This window comes from uncultured Thiodictyon sp. (genome assembly GCF_903946935.1).
Taxonomy (GTDB): Bacteria; Pseudomonadota; Gammaproteobacteria; order Chromatiales; family Chromatiaceae; genus Thiodictyon.
On sequence record NZ_CAJAXH010000242.1, the window covers coordinates 1 to 16,718 of the forward strand.

The window sequence follows — 16,718 nt, forward strand, 5'->3', positions numbered from 1 at the left end:
CCTCACGAAGGTTCACGCACGGGGCCTCGGACAGTAAGGGGACCGACGTGCTTTATACCCGGGCCACCTGGCGTTGTCCAGTGTTGCGGACAACCGCCGGTTGCAACAGAGAGTCCTGGCTAGAACGGTTCCGCCCTGGGTTCTCGCCCATCACCGCTTGCCAGAGCGCCTGGGTGCAGGGCGTGTCGAACAGCCAGAAGCCCTGGGTGATGATGACCTCATGCCGTGGATGCTCCCGCTCAAACCAGGCCCGTTCGGTGTCGTCATTGGCCAGGCCGCGGGTCTCTTCCTCCGGCGAGCCCATCCAGAAGCGCCCCGGCGGGACCCAACGCAGCCGTTGCGTCACCGCCTCCAGGGTGAAGGCGGCAAAGACCCCATAGCGATCCTGCCCCCACTCGCTCGCCCAGGCCGGCGCGCGGCCGGCGTCAAGGGGGTGGCGGGAAGAGTCGATGAAGGAGTGCGAAGGGGACATTGCAGTTCCAGGACCGGCCATTATCAAAGCGGACCAGGATGCGCAGGTTGGCGCGCCTGGGTCTTCATCATCGTTTCAGTCGCAACAGCGGCTTGATCGCCCTGGGAGCGCCGCACCCCAGTGCGGCCGGCCCATCCGCAACACGCGACGCCGCGGTCGCCTGCGAGATCGCGCCGCACTGGGGTGCGGCGCTCCCAGTGCCGGGTCGATGACCAAGGCCGCCAGACCGGTATGGCCGAGGTAGCGATTACCATGCGCCGTGCTCGTCGTAGCCCAAGACCTCATTGTCGCTGCGCGTATCGGCCGACGTGCGCGGGGGCACGGCATCGACCTCAAGCGCCAGGGCGGCCAGGCGTTCGCGCAATGGCGGCTTGCTGGCACTCAGGCCCCGCAGACCGGCCAGAGACAGCAGGCCTTCGCGCACCACATCTGTAACGGACACCCCTTCTATCCGCGCGATCTGTTCCGCCAGCCGCTCCATCTGAAGATCGTCGATCACAATGGCCATCGTGTTCTCCGGTTATCTCGTGCCCTCGTTGCCCTCGTTCCCACGCTCCAGCGTCACTGCCATTAAGTTAAGCCGTTCGTGGTGAGCTTGTCGAACCACGGACGGCTTAACTTCAGCAGGTTAAGGATTCCCCGTTCACCCTTCGACCATTCGACAAGCTCACGGCTCAGGGCGAACGGGAAATCCTTAACTTAATGGCAGTGACGCTCCAGCGTGGGAGCGCCCGCACTTGCTCCCACGCGGGAGCGTGGGAGCCAGAGGACGCCCCCCCCGCTGCGCGCCTGAACCTGGCGCCGCCCGGCCTGATCCGCTCCGCGGGCCGGGCCGCGCCAGGTTCAGGCGCTCCGCTCGCCCTGCCGGACTTGCCGGGCTCACGACTCCTGAACTCGGGCACAACGCAGACCCAGGTCGCCAAGGCGATTGCCGGGCGCGTCCCGGTAGCGGTACGCGCAACGGCAGTAGCGCGCGTGGCCGTACCAGGAGCCCCCGCGGACCACCCGGGCCGCGCCGGGCGGATCGGCCCACAGAGTACCGTCGATCGGCGCGTCCTGGTAGTTGTCATGCCAGGGGTCGGCGACCCACTCCCAGACGTTGCCGAGCATATCGTAGAGCCCCCAGGGGTTGGGCTGCTTGCCCTTGACCTGGCGCGTCCCGGCCCGTTTGGTGTCGTACTGCATCTCCTTCCACCATTGCGCGGTGGTGTCGTGGGCTTCCTTCAGGTCGTAATCGACGCCGCTGTTGCCGCCATACCAGGCGATGGGGTCCAGGGCCGGGGCGTTGCGTTCCCCCAAAATATCAATAGAGCCGGTGTATAGCGCGGTCTGGGTCCCCGCCCGGCAGGCGTACTCCCATTGGACCTCGGTCGGCAGGGACAGGGCCAGCCCGGGAAACATCACATTGATTTTACTAATAAAATCCTGTGCGTCGTCCCAGGATATCTGCTCGACCGGACGCCGCGGGTCTTTGAACCTGCTGGGGTTCTCACCCATGACCGCGACCCAGAGTGCCTGGGTGCAGGGGGTGTCGAAGAGCCAGTAGCCTTGGCCGATGGTGACCTGATGCAGGGGGCCTTCGTCTTTCCAGCGCCCCGGCTCGCCCTCAGGGGAGCCCATCAGGAAGCGCCCCGGCGCAATCCAGCGCAGGCGCTGGATCACCGGCTCAGGGTCCGTTTCCGGGCTCGGCTTGGGGGTTGACTTCAACGACCACCAGCGGCGGCGCTGGGGGGCGGACTCCGCCGCGCGGGGAGTGACGGCGATCTCCGCCCAGAGGCCGAAGCGGTCGCGGCCGATGGCGCTGGCCCAGGCGGGTTTTTCGATCTGCTGCAGGGTCAGGCGCTCGCGGTCGGTGAGGACCTGAATGCGCGGTGCCGCGGGGAGCGGCACGGTCGCCGGGGCGTTGGACTCCAGGCGCAGCAGTTGGGTGCCCTCGTTCCCACGCTCCCGCGTGGGAATGCCGAGCGGGCGCTGCCCGTCCCGGCTGGGAACTGGACGCGGAGCGCCCGCACTGGCTCCCACGCCGGAGCGTGGGAGCGAGAGGGCCGCAGCCTCGGCGCCCGCTCCGCGCCGCCCGCCTGGCCCGACCCGGCCTGATCCGCTCCGCGGGCCGGGCCGGGCCAGGCGGGCGCGCTCCGCTGCACCCTGCCCCGGACCGCGCTCCGCGCCGTCCGGGCCGCCGACCTGGCCTGGCTCACGAACCTGGACTCGGGCACAACGCAGACCCAGGGAGCCATAGCGACGGTCGGGCGCGAGCTGGAGGCGGCACGCGCAACGGCAGCGGCGCGCGCGGCCGAACCAGGAGCCCCCGCGGACCACCCGGGCCGCGCCGGGCGAGGAGGATTCTCTCACCGAGCCATCCTGTGGCGCCCCAGCATAGTCGTCGTACCAAGGGTCCTGGACCCATTCATAGACATTGCCGAGCATGTCGTACAGACCCCAGCGACTCGGCTGCTTCGTGGCAACCGGATGAGTCCCAGCCTTGCCTTGGGGATACTGCATCTCCTTAAGCCACGAGCGCTCCACGCCATTGTCCAGATTGAACCCCTGACCGCTGTTGCCCCCGTACCAGGCGATGGCGTCCAGCGCGGGGGCATTGGCGTCGCCCAGGATCTCGATGGGTCCGGTGTAGAGCGCAGTCTCCGCCCCGGCCCGGCACGCATATTCCCACTGCGCCTCGCTCGGGAGACTCACATCGAGCCCGGGGAGCTGGCCATTCAGGCGCTCAATGAAGCCCTGCGCATCCTCCCAACTCACCTGCTCGACCGGCCGGTCCGGGCTCTGAAACCGGCTGGGATTCCCGCCCATCACCGCCTCCCAGAGGGCCTGGGTGCAGGGCGTGTCGAACAGCCAGTAACCCGCGCTGAGTGTCACTTGGTGTTGCGGGCCTTCGTCCTCCCAGCGCCCGGGCTCGTTGGGCGGCGAGCCCATCAGGAAGTTGCCCGGCGCAATCCAGCGCATCCGCTGAACCACCCGCGCCCCGTCCTTTCCCGCAAGGGAAAACGTCACCCAGGCGCCATAGGCATCCCAGCCCCAATCGTCGGCCCAGGGCGGCGGCTCGCCGGTCTCCCAGAAGGTATCCCGGTCCGCGTCGGGCGGACCGATCGAGATCAACCGGTTGCGTGTCTCCAGGAGCGCGAGTGGGCTACCGATGGGCGATTGCTGTTGGTCGAAGGGGGCAAACACCAGATCGGCACCGTGCTGGAAGACGGCAAGCCGGCGCACCGCCTGATCGCCGGCCGGTAGGTCAGCCGGCTCGACCGGGATCGGCGGGCGGTAGTCGGGGCGGTGCCGGTGCATGGCCCAATCGAGACGCACCAGGGGCCGGCCGACCTGTGCGTCGTCCCAGATGCCGGTGGCACGGGTCATGACGCGGCGTGCCCAGTCGCCGACTGGACCGGGGGCGGCGGGGTCCTGGTTCAGATCCTGACCCAAAGCGGCGCAGAGCGCGGCGAAAAAGTGCCGGGCGTCCTCCAGGTCCTGGGGCTGCGCCAGCGCATCCTGGGTCTGGGGGGCCAGGTTCAGGACCTCCTCGAACCAAATCTCCGGGGGGAGATGGGCACGCCAGGTGCGCAGCAGGTCGAGCACCTGGGCCTGCACCGGCGGGGGCTCCGCGGCGAAGGCGGCGCGCAGTTCGGGCAGTGCGCGCGGGTTCAGGGTGGCCGCCTCGCTGTGGGTGCTGGCGAGCCCGGCGTCCTGCCAGACCTCGGACTCGGCTGCGGCATCCAGGGCGGGGTCGGCGAGCGACAGACGCACCGCGCGCAGGAGCCCGGGTTCGATACGCACCGCCGGGGCCAGCAGCGAGAGTAGACGGCGCGTCGCCGCGCCGCGGGCGGACTGGGCGTCATCCCCGGCCGCGCCAACGCCAAGCGCCACCAGGGAACCCACCCCGGCCGGCCGCTCCCACTCGACCAGGTCCCACAGCCGCCGCAGGGCCTTGGGGACCCGCCCCGGCCGACAGGGCACCAAGGCGACCGCCCGGCAGCCGGCCGCGGCCAGGCGCTGGCCCAGCAGGAGCCAGGACTCGGCCGGTGCGCCCAGTGCCAGACTGCCCAGGTCGCCCAGGACCAGGACCAGCCCGCCCGCGGGGGGCGGTCGGTAGCCGCCGTCCGGTCGGTCCAACAGGCGCGGTGCGGTCAGCCCCTCGTGGAAGACGCCGCGGGTCAGTGCGCCGATGGGCAGCAGCCGGGCCAGGTCGCCGGCCACCAAATCCTGATCGCCCCAATAGGGCACCAGGTGTTCGCTGCGGTCGAAGATGACTTGCAGGGCCGGGCCTAAGCAGCGCTGTTGCCGCCGCGGCAACCGCTCCAGCAGGAGCCCGCGGCCCAGCCGGGCAACCAGGCGCTCCAGGTCCGGCTCGGGACCGTCGCGCGGCGCGGCAAGCCGCGGGTTCAGGCGGCGGCGCAGGTCCGGCCAGGCGGCCAGTGGGTGCATGACCGGCGGCGTGCCGGGGCGGCTGGTCCAACCCAGGGGGACCGCGGCGGGGGTGGGTTCGGGATCGGGCTCTTCAGTCGGGAGTGACTCGTAGGCATCGAGGCGCCAGAATTTGGCATTCGCCAGGGGCTGTTCGGCAACCTGCGCAGGCGGTAGTCCTGAGACGACCACCGTCGCCGACAACCTCGGGCGTCCCGGCCTAAGGTCGATCCGGACCAAGAAAGGCTGCTCGACATACCCCAACAAGGCCGCAGTGGACCCAAGCAGCGGCGCCCCGCCCTGCACCAGTGCGCGCAGCAGGTCGGCCCGTCCGCAGCAACCGCTGGGGGCTCGCCCTTCGCTCACCCCGGCGTCCCCAGGTGCTTTTGCAACACATAGCCGCCGATGGTCGCCAGCAGCGCCTCTTGCTCCGCGGGCGTCGCGCCCAGTTCGAGCACCGCCCGCACCAGGTCCAGATATTCGGCCTGACCGGGCAGCGGGCGCCAATGGGCGTGCTCGGCCGTCTTGCGGTCGCGGACGAGTTGTTGCGCGGCGGTACGCAGCACCGTGGCATCTGCCGCCGGGAAATGGGCCTGACCGCGCGCCACCAGGTGATCCTCGAGTGCCTGCGCGTCGGCGGGCAGGGCCAGGACGAGCACCAGACACCGGCGCAGGAAGGCGTCCGGCAGGGCGCGCTCCTCGTTGGTGGTGATGATGACCAGCGGGGCCGGTCCCTGCATGACCACCGGTTCGGTCATGCCCTGGGGGGTGAAGCAGCCGGCGCCCAGTGCCTCCAGCAGGCCGTTGGGGACATCGGACTCGGCCTTGTCGATCTCGTCGATCAGGACCACCACACCGTTGGCCGGGTCGCAGCCGGGCATGGGCTCAGGCACCGGGCGGCGGCGGGCGATGGCCCGGTCGCGCGCGCCGGCCCAGTCGAAGGCCCACCAGAGTGCGCCTGGATACAGATAGTGCTCGACGGCCAGGTCCTGCTGAAGGGCGGCACTCGCCGCCTCGGCGGCCACCCGCTCCCCGCACTGACCGGCAAGCGCCCCGCGTAACTGGGCATCGGCGAGCCGGCCGACGGCGTCGAAGTGCCACAGCAGGTCACGCGACTCGGTGCGGATGTCGATGACGTGCTGCACATAGGCCATCTTGAGATCCAGGGCCAGGGCACGGGCCAGTTGGCTCTTGCCCACCCCCGGCTCGCCGCGCACCAGGAGCGGCCGGCGGGCGGCCAGCGCGGCGTGAACGGCATCGATCTCGCGCTGGTCGAAGCAGTGGACCTGCTCCGGGGCCTGCGGCGGTCCCGGCAGGGTGATGGCCTCGCCATGGCGGTGTTTGAGCAGTCTCATGGTCCTGGGTCTCCGGGGGTCTGGGGCCTGAGGGGCAGCATGCGGCAGAAGGGGTCGACCAACCGGCGATCGGCGCGCTCCTGGTTGAAGGCCGAGTCCAGGCCGAGGAAGGTGACGGGCGGATAGTCCCGCTTCAGGTCGGCGACCAGGGCCTCAACACGCGCACGCGCGGTCAGGTCATCCGGCAGAAAGAAGACCATATAGTAGGTCTGGCCGGTGTCCCGCCGCCGGGCCTCCAGCAGGTCCGCGGTGCGCTCGATACGCTCCCTGGTCTGACGCACCGGGGCGCCCGGTTCGCTCCGGTCGAAGGTACCGAGCAGATAGTCGTCGAACCAGCTGCGCCGCCCCGCGACGGCCTCCCGCCCGGGATCGAGAAAGGGGTCCAGGTGGGCCGCCAGGGACGCGCTCAGGCCAACGCCGATCCCTTGCTCCGGGGGCAACGGGAGGCTCAGGGTACCCGCGGGCTGATCGTCCTCGCGCTCTCGGGGACGAAACAGGGCCGGGCGGCCATCCACGCCCGCCATGATCAGCTCCGCGACGGTGCGGGTACCGGCCGGGAGCGGCACCAGGGCGAGTTTAAGCAGGCCCTTCGTGTCCAAGACAACGCCCTGCAGGAAGAGCGCGGGGACGACCAGGCAGGCGGACTTGACCAGGGGCTCCGCCGCCGCCGGCCCGGCCCCGCGGTGGGCCTGACGCAGGGACTCGATGGCCGAGCGGATATCGGTGTCCAGGAGGCAGGCCGCGACCCGCTCGGCACGCTGCCCCGGGTCCGCAAGCCCGGCAAGGCTGCCCTCACAGCCCAGGGCCTTGGCCAGCGCATCCAGGGCGGCCGGACTCGGAGCCAGGACCCCGCTCAATTCGCCCCTGGCCTTGGCCACCCGGGCCTGACGCTCATCGAATCCCAGGGCCTCCCGAAACCTCCGGTCGGCGAGCAACCGCCGCGCGGGCGTGGCGTGCAAGCGCTGGGAACCGAACCTCATGGGGACTTGCCGGGCGACGCCCAGGATGCGCCGGCCGACGAAGATGGGCATGCCGGAGGCGCCGCGCCAGTCGTCCTCCCCTGCTGGTGGCGCGGCGGCCACGAGTTCAAAGTAGTCCGCGTCCGGCGCCTTGGAAAAGCAGGAGCCGCCGAAAGAACAAGGATGGCGCTCGTCCTGATAGTCGCCGGCGTCGGGGAAACCCTCGCTGCTCCACTGCATCTGATCGGTGGGCGCTTCCTCGGAGAGGATGCCCCAACCCGGCGCCCCATCCGGAGGCAGGCAGCGCAGCAGCATGGCGTCCAGGGTTTCGCACTCCGGGCAGATGACGGCCGTGTCCGGGATCGCGACCCAGCCGTCGGGGCCGGCCTGCTGGTGCGCGCGATAGGAGTGCCAGCGCACCTTGATCGGGTAGCGAGCATCCCGGCGCTTCGGGGCTTGCGGGTCCAGCAGATGGCGGGCGGTGAGGATCAGGTCAGGACCGACCGGATAGCCGGTACCGATCTGGCCTTGAAGCCCATGGTAGTCGGTATCCGCGGCGTCGGTCGTCGGGACGAACACCATGACCAAGAGGGTCTTGTCCATTGACGAAATCCGGCCCTGCGGAGGCTACTTGGGCAGGGAGCCGCTGGCACCGACCCGTACCGGTGCCTCACCATTCGGCCCCGTGGGCCGCAGCTTGAGCTTCAGCCGATGGGTCATCGCCTCGGAGCCGCTCACGCCGGCCTCAGCGTTATAGACCCAGAATTTGACCCCGCCCTTGCCGTCCGCCTTTTTCGTGGTCTCGATCTGGACCTCGATCTCCACGTCGCTGATCTCAAGCTTCAGGTCTTTGCCCGCCCCCTCGCTTTGGGCCGCCAGCAGTTGGGCACGCAGTTCGGCCAGCATCTCCGCCAGTTCAATCTTATCGAGTTTGCTCATCGTCGACTCGCTCCTGAAGGGTTTCCGGTGGGACTCTAGCTTACCCCATACCGGGTTAAGGGTGCAGACTGCTGCAAGAATTTCCGCAGCCCCGGGTTTCAGACGTGGCGCAGCCGGTGTCGATCATCACCCGGGCCGCCGCACCTCGCGACAACCGGTCGCGGCCGGGGGCCGCTCCTACGAGATCCAAGCGGCGCTGGCGTAGAATGCGCCATCCGCCGGTTCGGCGACCAACCCCGGAGCCCTCATGGCGACAATCTTTCACGGTACGACCATCCTCTCAGTACGCCGCGGCGACCAGGTCGTCATCGGCGGCGACGGTCAGGTGTCTTTAGGCCCCACGGTGATGAAGGGCAACGCCCGCAAGGTGCGCCGGCTGTACAAGGATCGGGTGATCGCCGGCTTCGCCGGGGCCACCGCCGACGCCTTTACACTGTTTGAACGCTTCGAGGGCAAGCTGGAGAAGCATCAGGGACACCTGGTGCGCTCCGCGGTGGAGCTGGCCAAGGACTGGCGCACCGACCGGATGCTGCGCCGTCTGGAGGCCCTGCTGTGTATCGCCGACGCCCAGTCCTCGCTCATCATCTCAGGCACCGGCGACGTGATCGAGCCGGAACACAACCTGATGGCGATCGGCTCGGGCGGGTCCTTTGCGCAGGCGGCGGCGCGGGCGCTGCTGGAAAATACCGAACTCTCGGCGCGGGAGATCGTCGAGCGCGCGCTGCACATCGCCGCGGATATCTGTGTCTACACCAACCACAATCTGATCATCGAGGAGCTGACGGCCGGGCCGGTGGAAGGACGCTAGGCTTGCGCAATCCGCGCCCGACCCGCATTCTTAGCGCCCGAAGAAGCGGTGAGACCGCGCAGACTTGAGACAACGCAACGAAAAAATCAGCCACTTGGGAGATCGCCTCCGCTCAGGTCCGGGGCGCGACCGCAACCGAATTCTCAAGCTATTGTTTATTTGCGTTTATTTGCGGACCAACAGGCTTTTTCCGCATCACGCCGCGCCGCCCGGCCAGGCGGCCCATCCAGGACCTTCAATCCCATGCCGGAAATCACCCCCCAAGAGATCGTCGCCGAACTGGACAAGCACATCGTCGGCCAGGACGAGGCCAAGCGCGCGGTGGCGATTGCGCTGCGCAACCGCTGGCGGCGGATGCAGATCCCGGAGCCGATGCGCACCGAGATCACGCCCAAGAACATCCTGATGATCGGTCCCACCGGGGTCGGTAAGACCGAGATCGCGCGGCGCCTGGCGCGGCTGGCCAACGCCCCCTTCATCAAGATCGAGGCCACCAAGTTCACCGAGGTGGGCTACGTGGGCCGCGACGTCGAGTCCATCATCCGCGACCTGGCGGATATCGGCGTGAAGCTGGCGCGCGAGCAGGAGATGTCCCGGCTCGCCGACCTAGCGGAGGCGGCCGCGGAGGAGCGCATCCTCGATGCACTGCTGCCGCCCCCCGGGGGCTTCGAGGAGGAGAGCCGCGCCACCCCCAGCAACTCGGCCACCCGGGAGAAGTTCCGGGTCAAGCTGCGGGCCAACGAACTGGACGAGCGCGAGGTCGAGATCCAGGTCTCGGCCGCGCCCATGGGGGTCGAGATCATGGCCCCGCCCGGGATGGAGGAGATGACGAGCCAGCTCCAGGGGCTGTTCCAGAACCTGGGCCAGGGCCGCACCAAGCGGCGCAAGCTGCGCATCAAGGATGCCCGCAAGCTGCTGCGCGACGAGGAGGCGCTCAAGCGGGTCAACGAGGAGGAGTTGAAGCTGCGCGCCATCGAGAATGTCGAGCAGAACGGCATCGTGTTCCTGGACGAGATCGACAAGGTGACCCGCCGCGGCGAGGGCATGTCCGGGGCCGATGTCTCGCGCGAGGGCGTGCAGCGCGACCTGCTGCCGCTGGTGGAGGGCAGCACGGTCTCGACCAAACACGGCTCGGTGCGCACCGATCACATCTTGTTCATCGCCTCCGGCGCGTTCCACCTGGCGCGGCCCTCCGACCTGATCCCCGAGCTACAGGGGCGCCTGCCCATCCGGGTGGAGCTCAAGGCCTTGACCACCGAGGACTTCGTGCGCATCCTGACCGAGCCGGACGCCTCGCTCACCGACCAGTACAGGGCGCTGCTCGCGACCGAAGGGGTCAAACTGGAGTTCACGCCGGACGGCATCCGCCGCCTGGCCGAGATCGCCTGGCAAGTCAACGAGCACACCGAGAACATCGGGGCGCGTCGCCTGCACACGGTGCTGGAGCGCCTGCTGGAGGACGTGTCCTACAACGCATCCGACCTGGACCGGGTCACCGTCACCGTCACCGCCGACTATGTCGACCTCAACCTGTCCCAACTGGCGGCAGATGAGGACTTGTCGCGCTATATCCTCTGAGGACCGCATGCCCACACCCACCGAACTCAACCTGCATCGGCAATCCCGCATCCTGGAGCTGAGCTTCGATGACGGCTCGCACTTTAACCTCACCTGCGAATATCTGCGGGTCTACTCGCCCTCGGCCGAGGTCCAGGGACATGGCCCGGGCCAGGAGACGCTCCAGGTCGGCAAGGAGGACGTCGGCATCGATGCGATCGACCCGATCGGCAACTATGCCGTGCGACTGAATTTCGACGACGGGCACCACACGGGGCTCTACTCCTGGGAGTATCTACACTACCTGGGGGCCAATCAGGAGCGGCTGTGGCAGGCCTATCTGGACGATCTCGCCCGCGCCGGGGTGCAGCGCAAACCGCTGTCTTGACGAAGATAAAATTGCAGTCACAATAGGCGTCCGCGTCCCGCGCCCCGCTTACCTACCATCCTACGGAGCCCCATCGGACCCCCTATGAACCCCGAGAAGGTCGTCTTCGGTTTTTTTATCGTCCTGGCACTGACGCTCAACTTCGGGTTCGTCCTCGGCGATATCGACAATCCGGCCCACCATCACAAGTGGGAGCTCTTCGCCGTGATCGTGGTGAACCTGATCGCCACGGTGCTGAAGTTCGGCGACCGCTCCCAGGTCGGCGCGCTCCTGCTCGCCACCAGCCTGGTGGCCATGCTGCAACTGACGGCGGCAGCCCTGGTGTGGATCGTCGCGGTCTATGCGACCGCCGACGGCCTCGCCGCCGGGACCATGGCCAGTATCGTGTCGCTGACGGCCGGGGCCATGATCGCCAATGTCATCTCGGTGATCCTGCTGGTGATCGAAACCTTCCTGCTGCGGCGCTAGGCGTCCGGCCGCGCCCGCCCCGCCATGGACAGCATTGTCTTCCTCATCATGCGGCGCATGCGCGCGCCGCTCATCATGCTGATCGCCAGCTACGCGGTGGCAATAATGGGCCTGGTGCTGATCCCGGGTCAGGACGGCGCCGGCCACCCCTGGTCGATGGGCTTCTTCCACGCCTTCTATGTGGTCGCCTATACCTCCACCACCATCGGCTTCGGCGAGATTCCCTACCCCTTTACCGACGCCCAGCGGCTCTGGGTCACGGCGACCATCTTCGGCACTGTGGCCATCTGGATCTATGCCGCCGGCACCCTGATCGCCCTGTTACAGGACGCCACCTTTAGCCGGGCGCTCGCCGAGCGACGCTTTCGCGCCCGCGTGCAGCGGCTGCGCGACCCCTTCTATCTGGTCTGCGGCTATGGTCAGACCGGCGGCGCCCTGGTGCGGGCACTCACCGACCGGCACCGCCGCGCGGTGGTGATCGACCTCGACCCGGAGCGGGTGAGCCTGCTGCTGCTGGAGAATCTGCGCGAATATGTACCGGCCCTGACCGGCGATGCCCGCCGACCGTCCAATCTGCTGGCCGCCGGACTCGACCACCCGCGCTGTCTGGGGGTCGTGGCACTAACCGATGTCAACGAAACCAACCTCAAGATCGCCATCGCGAGCAAGTTGCTGCGCCCCAGTCTGCGGGTGGTGTGCCGAACCGATTCAGATCACGTCGCGGCCAATCTGAACTCGTTCGGCACCGACCACATCTACGACCCATTCGATACCTTCGCCCTGCACATGGCCATCGCCATCGAGGCGCCCTGCCTCACGCTGCTGCGCAGTTGGCTGATCGGCGAGACCGGCACCCCCCTGCCGGAACCGCGCGACCCCCCCGCCAAGGGTCTCTGGATCCTGTGCGGCTATGGGCGCTTCGGCCGCGCCATGTATCGGCACCTCAAGGGGCAGGGGTTGGACCTGGTGGTGGTGGACGCCGACCCGCAACTGACCGACCCGCCCAAGGGGGGCTTCGTTCAAGGAGAGGGCACCGGCGCCCCCACTCTCGAACAGGCCCATATCGAGCGCGCGGTCGCCCTGGTGGCCGGCACGGACGACGATGCGACCAACCTCTCCATCATCATGACGGCGCGCCAACTCAACCGCGACCTGTTCGTGGTCGCGCGCAAGAATCATCTGGACAATAGCGAACTATTCCAGCGGGTCGGGGCGCAGGTGATCATGCACCCGAGCATGATCATCGCCGATGGTATCCGCGTGCGCCTCACCCTGCCTATGCTCTGGGAATTTCTCACACTCTCACGCTTTCAAGACCCGGCCTGGGCCTGCGAGTTGCTCAGTCGGCTCTGCGGACTGCTCGACACGGAGATCCCTGAGGTCTGGCAGATCGCGATCGCGGCGGACCAGGCACCCGCACTGTGTGCAGGGGATGAGCACGCGGCCGCGCTGACCCTGGGGCTCCTGCTCGCCGACCCGCGGGAGCGCACCCGGCAACTGCCGGTAATCCCGCTGCTGTTGGAGCACAACGACGAGCGTCATCTACTCCCGGACTTGGCGCTGCGGGTCCGCAAGGGCGATCAGGTCCTCTTCTGCGCCCGTGAGGGCGCGCGCTCCGTTATGGACTGGACCCTGCACGACCCGCATGTGCTGCATTATCTGGTCACCGGAGAAGATGCCCCCGCGGGCTGGGTGTGGCGTCGACTGGCGCGACGGCGGCGGCACCGGGGGGCGTCCGGTGGTTGAAACGCCCCGGAAACCAAGGCCCTCGTGGGGGCGGCGTCGCGCCCCGCGCGGCCCATCGGACAGCGATTTTGCCCCTTGCGGGCGACCGGTTGCCCAACCGGGGGTGCGCCTGGTCGGGCGCCATCGGCCCTTTAGCGCTTGGCAACGCCGCCGCAATGCCTTATTAGAGTGGTTTGGGCTCGCCCGGTGGCGACCGGGACGGGCCCGCCGTGCCGCACCCGTCATCCAGCCGCGACGATCCGCCCCTTCAACCTGGAGTCATGCGCCCATGCACCCACTCATGCAACGTCTCGCCCAGGACCATCTGCGCCAGACACAATTGCTCGACCTGTTCGATGTGCTGCTGGAGCGCTTCCATGCCGGCCACGAGCCCGACTATGAACTCTTCTGCCAGATGCTGGAGTATATGGACAGCTACGCCGACACCATCCATCACCCCACGGAAGACCTGATCTTTCGCCGCACCCTGGAAAAGGGGGCGGAGCAACGCGACGTCTTCGACGTCTTGATGCGCCAGCACGGCATCGTCATCCATCTGAACAAGCGCTTTCGCCGTTCGCTGGACGGCATCGTCCACGAAGAGGTACTGCTCCGGGACGAAGTCGAGGCCCAGGGCCGGGAGTTTGTGGCGACCATGCGCGAGCATCTGTCCTTGGAGGACACCGAGGCCTTCCCCATCGCCCGGAAATGGCTCGAGACGGCCGACTGGGACGCGCTCGATGCCCTGGCCCCGCGCGCCGATGACCCGGTGTTCGGCACCCCGGACCCCCAGCGCTTCCGCGCCCTGTTCCAACACCTATCCGCCCAGGCCCAGGACTAAAGGATCAGCCGCTATGCCGGGATTTGAGCCAGCACCGCCCGCGCTCCGCGCGGCAACGAGCGACCCGCACGCACTGACGCGCGGGTCAAAACAACGAGACGGCACGATGATCTATGCCAATAGCCCAGAGCCACACCACGACGCCCCAGAATGCCTGGGCGTGTTGCTGGTGAACCTGGGTACCCCCGAGGCCCCGACGGTCTCGGCGGTGCGCCGCTATCTGGCCGAATTCCTGTGGGACCCGCGGGTGGTGGAACTGCCACGCCCGATCTGGTGGCTGATCCTGCACGCCGTCATCCTGCGGGTACGCCCGGCGCGCTCGGCGCGGGCCTATCAGGCGGTGTGGACAGCGGAGGGCTCACCCCTGCTGTTGATCGCCAAGCGCCAGGCGGCGGCCATGCAGACGGCGCTCGACGCCCGCTTCCCCGGGCCGGTGCAGGTCGCGCTCGGCATGCGCTACGGCCACCCCTCGATCACGAGCGCACTGGCGCAACTGCGTGCCGCCAATGTCCGGCGCATCCTGGTGCTCCCGCTCTACCCCCAGTATTCGGCCACCACCACGGCCTCCACCTTCGATGCGGTGGCGCGTGAGCTGATGACCTGGCGCTGGCTCCCGGAGCTGCGCTTCATCACCCAGTACCATGACGACCCCGGCTATATCGCCGCCCTGACCGCGAGTATCCGCGCCTACTGGGCCGAGCACGGGGAGCCCGAGCGGCTGCTGTTCTCCTTCCATGGCATCCCCAAGGACTATTTCCTCAACGGCGACCCCTACTACTGCCAGTGTCAAAAGACCACGCGCCTGGTAGTTGAACAGTTAGGGCTGGAGAAGGACCGCTGGCTACTCTCATTCCAGTCCAGGTTCGGCCTCCAGGAATGGCTGCGACCTTACACGGACGAGACCCTCAAGGCCTGGGCCGCCGCGGGGGTGAAATCGATACAGGTCATCTCGCCCGGGTTCTCGGCCGACTGTCTGGAGACCATCGAGGAGATCTCGGTGGAGAACCGCGACTATTTCCTGGAGGCCGGCGGCCAGTCCTACGGCTACATCCCCTGTCTGAACGATGGTCCAGCGCACATCGAGGGTCTCGCCGACCTGATCGAACGCCACTGCGCCGGCTGGCCCGAGTCCACCGCGCCCGCCGCCACCGCGGACCTCAGCAACCGCCGCGAGCGCGCACGGGAGATGGGCGCGCAGGGCTGAGGGGCCGGGGCGTCGCGCCCCGGCCAGCCCAGAATGAGCAGTTATCACGCCAAGACGCCAAGCTCGCCAAGGTCTTTCAGTACCTTCTCGGCGGTTCGCGACTTACCTGTCGGGTAGTCTGGATGCCGAATTACCCTGTCGCGTTGCTTGGCGAGCTTGGCGCCTTGGCGTGAGTCATTCCCGGATTTCGGTTCAGCGCCGCCCGAACAGCCGCCCGAACATCCCGCCCTGCGCCGCCGCTTGGGCCGGCTTGGCCACGACGGGCGCCAGTGACTCGGCCTCCGCCTCAGCGCTCGCCTGCCAGCGATCGGTCATAGCCTGCCACTGCGGCTCGGACAGGTCCCGACTCCACAGACGGATGGTCTTGTCGGCGCTCCCCGAGACCAGCGTGTGGCCGTCCGGGGTGAACTCCAGGGCATAGACATCGCCGGCATAGCCGGTAAAGCGGCCGAGCTGGGCGCCGGTGGCCGCGTCCCACAGGATGACAGTCCGATCCGCGCTCGCGGTGGCAAAGGTCGTCCCGTCCGGGCTGAAGACTGCCGACCACACCGGATAGCGGTGCTCGTTGCGCTCCAGCAGCAGTTCCCCGGTCGCGAGATCCCAGATGCCGACCGAACCGTCCACATTGGTCAAGAGCACGCGCTTGCCGTCGGGCGTAAAGCGCACACTATTGATGCCGTTGTGGACCACCGCCAGCCGCCCGACCTCGGCGCCGCTCTCCACATCCCACAGCAGCAGGTTGCAGTCACGGCTGCCGGAGGCCAGCACCCGCCCATCCGGGCTGAAGGCGACGCCCTGGACATACTGATTGTGGCCCTCAATGTGGTGGACCAGCTCACCCTCGATCGTCCAGATGGCGACGGTCCCATCCTCACTGCCGGACGCGAGCAACCGCCCCTGGGGCTGGAAGTCGACGCCGTAGATCAGGCTGGTGTGCCCGCTCTGACTCCAGCGCAGCGCTCCCGCCTGGGTATCCCAGACGCGCACCACCGCGTCGGTCCCGCCGGAGGCAAGCAGTTGCCCGTCGGGGTGGAAGGCCACCGAGTAAACCCGGCCCTCATGGCCGCGCAACGTATGCAGGGTGCGCCCCTCCTGCAGGTCCATCACCCGTACCGCGCTGTCCCAACTCGCGGTGGCGACGCGCGTGCCGTCGGGGCTCAAATCCAGCCCATAAATGGTATCCGCCGCGCCGGGGCGCGCCACAAAGCGCCAGTTGTCTGACATCGCAAATTCCTCTGACTCACATCGATCTGATCGGGGGGAGCGCCCGCACCGCTGGCACACCGACCGACGGCCACCGGGACGCACCCAGGGAACCGCCAATCTTAGGTCAATCCCGGCCGCGTGGCGCGACCAATTGCGGTGTCGGCGGCCTTGCGGGCGAAATCCGCCGCGCCGCCATGGCCGCGTCGTGTCTTGGATGCCTGATGTCAAGCGACACCAGGAACTGCCCCAGGGCGGAACCGTTCTAGCCAGGACTCTCTGTTGCAACCGGCGGTTGTCCGCAACACTGGACAACGCCAGGTGGCCCGGGTATAAAGCACGTCGGTCCCCTTACTGTCCGAGGCCCCGTGCGTGAACCTTCGTGA

Annotated in this window: 14 protein-coding genes; 7 read left to right on the top strand and 7 right to left on the bottom strand. The window is 68.2% G+C overall.

Going from position 1 to position 16,718, the window contains the following annotated elements:
* Window positions 1-52: 52 nt before the first annotated feature.
* The 6 genes from QZX93_RS21225 to QZX93_RS21250 all read right to left on the bottom strand — a co-directional run bounded on the left by QZX93_RS21225 (window position 53) and on the right by QZX93_RS21250 (window position 8,138).
* Complete coding sequence (locus tag QZX93_RS21225; RefSeq protein ID WP_295393008.1) at window positions 53-472, bottom strand: SUMF1/EgtB/PvdO family nonheme iron enzyme; 420 nt, start codon at window positions 470-472, stop codon at window positions 53-55.
* A gap of 247 nt (window positions 473-719) precedes the next feature.
* Window positions 720-980, bottom strand: a complete 261-nt coding sequence (locus QZX93_RS21230; RefSeq protein ID WP_295393007.1) for a type II toxin-antitoxin system VapB family antitoxin — start codon at window positions 978-980, stop codon at window positions 720-722.
* Window positions 981-1,351: 371 nt separating this feature from the next.
* Window positions 1,352-5,251: a formylglycine-generating enzyme family protein gene (locus QZX93_RS21235; RefSeq protein WP_295393006.1), complete on the bottom strand. Its 3,900-nt coding sequence runs from the start codon at window positions 5,249-5,251 to the stop codon at window positions 1,352-1,354.
* On the bottom strand, window positions 5,248-6,240 hold the full coding sequence (locus QZX93_RS21240) for a MoxR family ATPase (RefSeq protein WP_295393005.1): 993 nt from the start codon (window positions 6,238-6,240) through the stop codon (window positions 5,248-5,250). Before QZX93_RS21240 ends, QZX93_RS21235 begins: the two co-directional genes overlap by 4 nt.
* Window positions 6,237-7,802 carry a hypothetical protein gene (locus tag QZX93_RS21245; RefSeq protein WP_295393004.1) on the bottom strand — a complete coding sequence of 522 codons (1,566 nt, stop codon included), beginning with the start codon at window positions 7,800-7,802 and terminating at the stop codon, window positions 6,237-6,239. Before QZX93_RS21245 ends, QZX93_RS21240 begins: the two co-directional genes overlap by 4 nt.
* Before the next feature lie 24 nt (window positions 7,803-7,826).
* Complete coding sequence (locus tag QZX93_RS21250) at window positions 7,827-8,138, bottom strand: trypco2 family protein (protein WP_295393003.1); 312 nt, start codon at window positions 8,136-8,138, stop codon at window positions 7,827-7,829.
* Window positions 8,139-8,385: 247 nt separating this feature from the next.
* Between QZX93_RS21250 and hslV the strand changes: the two genes are divergently transcribed.
* From hslV to hemH, 7 genes are all read left to right on the top strand, one after another.
* Window positions 8,386-8,946, top strand: a complete 561-nt coding sequence (gene hslV, locus QZX93_RS21255; RefSeq protein ID WP_295393002.1) for an ATP-dependent protease subunit HslV — start codon at window positions 8,386-8,388, stop codon at window positions 8,944-8,946.
* Window positions 8,947-9,189: 243 nt separating this feature from the next.
* Complete coding sequence (gene hslU / locus QZX93_RS21260) at window positions 9,190-10,524, top strand: ATP-dependent protease ATPase subunit HslU (protein WP_295393001.1); 1,335 nt, start codon at window positions 9,190-9,192, stop codon at window positions 10,522-10,524.
* A 7-nt stretch (window positions 10,525-10,531) separates the two neighbouring features.
* A complete protein-coding gene (locus QZX93_RS21265; RefSeq protein WP_295393000.1) occupies window positions 10,532-10,891 on the top strand; it encodes a DUF971 domain-containing protein in 360 nt (119 codons plus the stop codon).
* Between the two features lie 84 nt (window positions 10,892-10,975).
* Entirely contained in the window at window positions 10,976-11,359 is a 384-nt protein-coding gene (locus QZX93_RS21270) for a DUF6394 family protein (RefSeq protein ID WP_295392999.1), read from the top strand.
* A 24-nt stretch (window positions 11,360-11,383) separates the two neighbouring features.
* On the top strand, window positions 11,384-13,105 hold the full coding sequence (locus tag QZX93_RS21275; protein WP_295392998.1) for a TrkA family potassium uptake protein: 1,722 nt from the start codon (window positions 11,384-11,386) through the stop codon (window positions 13,103-13,105).
* 268 nt (window positions 13,106-13,373) lie between these two features.
* Window positions 13,374-13,925, top strand: coding sequence for a hemerythrin domain-containing protein (locus QZX93_RS21280; RefSeq protein WP_295392997.1), 552 nt, complete (start codon window positions 13,374-13,376; stop codon window positions 13,923-13,925).
* A 106-nt stretch (window positions 13,926-14,031) separates the two neighbouring features.
* Window positions 14,032-15,129, top strand: coding sequence for a ferrochelatase (gene hemH, locus QZX93_RS21285; protein ID WP_295392996.1), 1,098 nt, complete (start codon window positions 14,032-14,034; stop codon window positions 15,127-15,129).
* A gap of 192 nt (window positions 15,130-15,321) precedes the next feature.
* Here the strand turns inward: hemH and QZX93_RS21290 are convergent, their stop codons facing one another.
* Entirely contained in the window at window positions 15,322-16,353 is a 1,032-nt protein-coding gene (locus QZX93_RS21290; RefSeq protein ID WP_295392995.1) for a WD40 repeat domain-containing protein, read from the bottom strand.
* Between the last annotated feature and the right edge of the window lie 365 nt (window positions 16,354-16,718).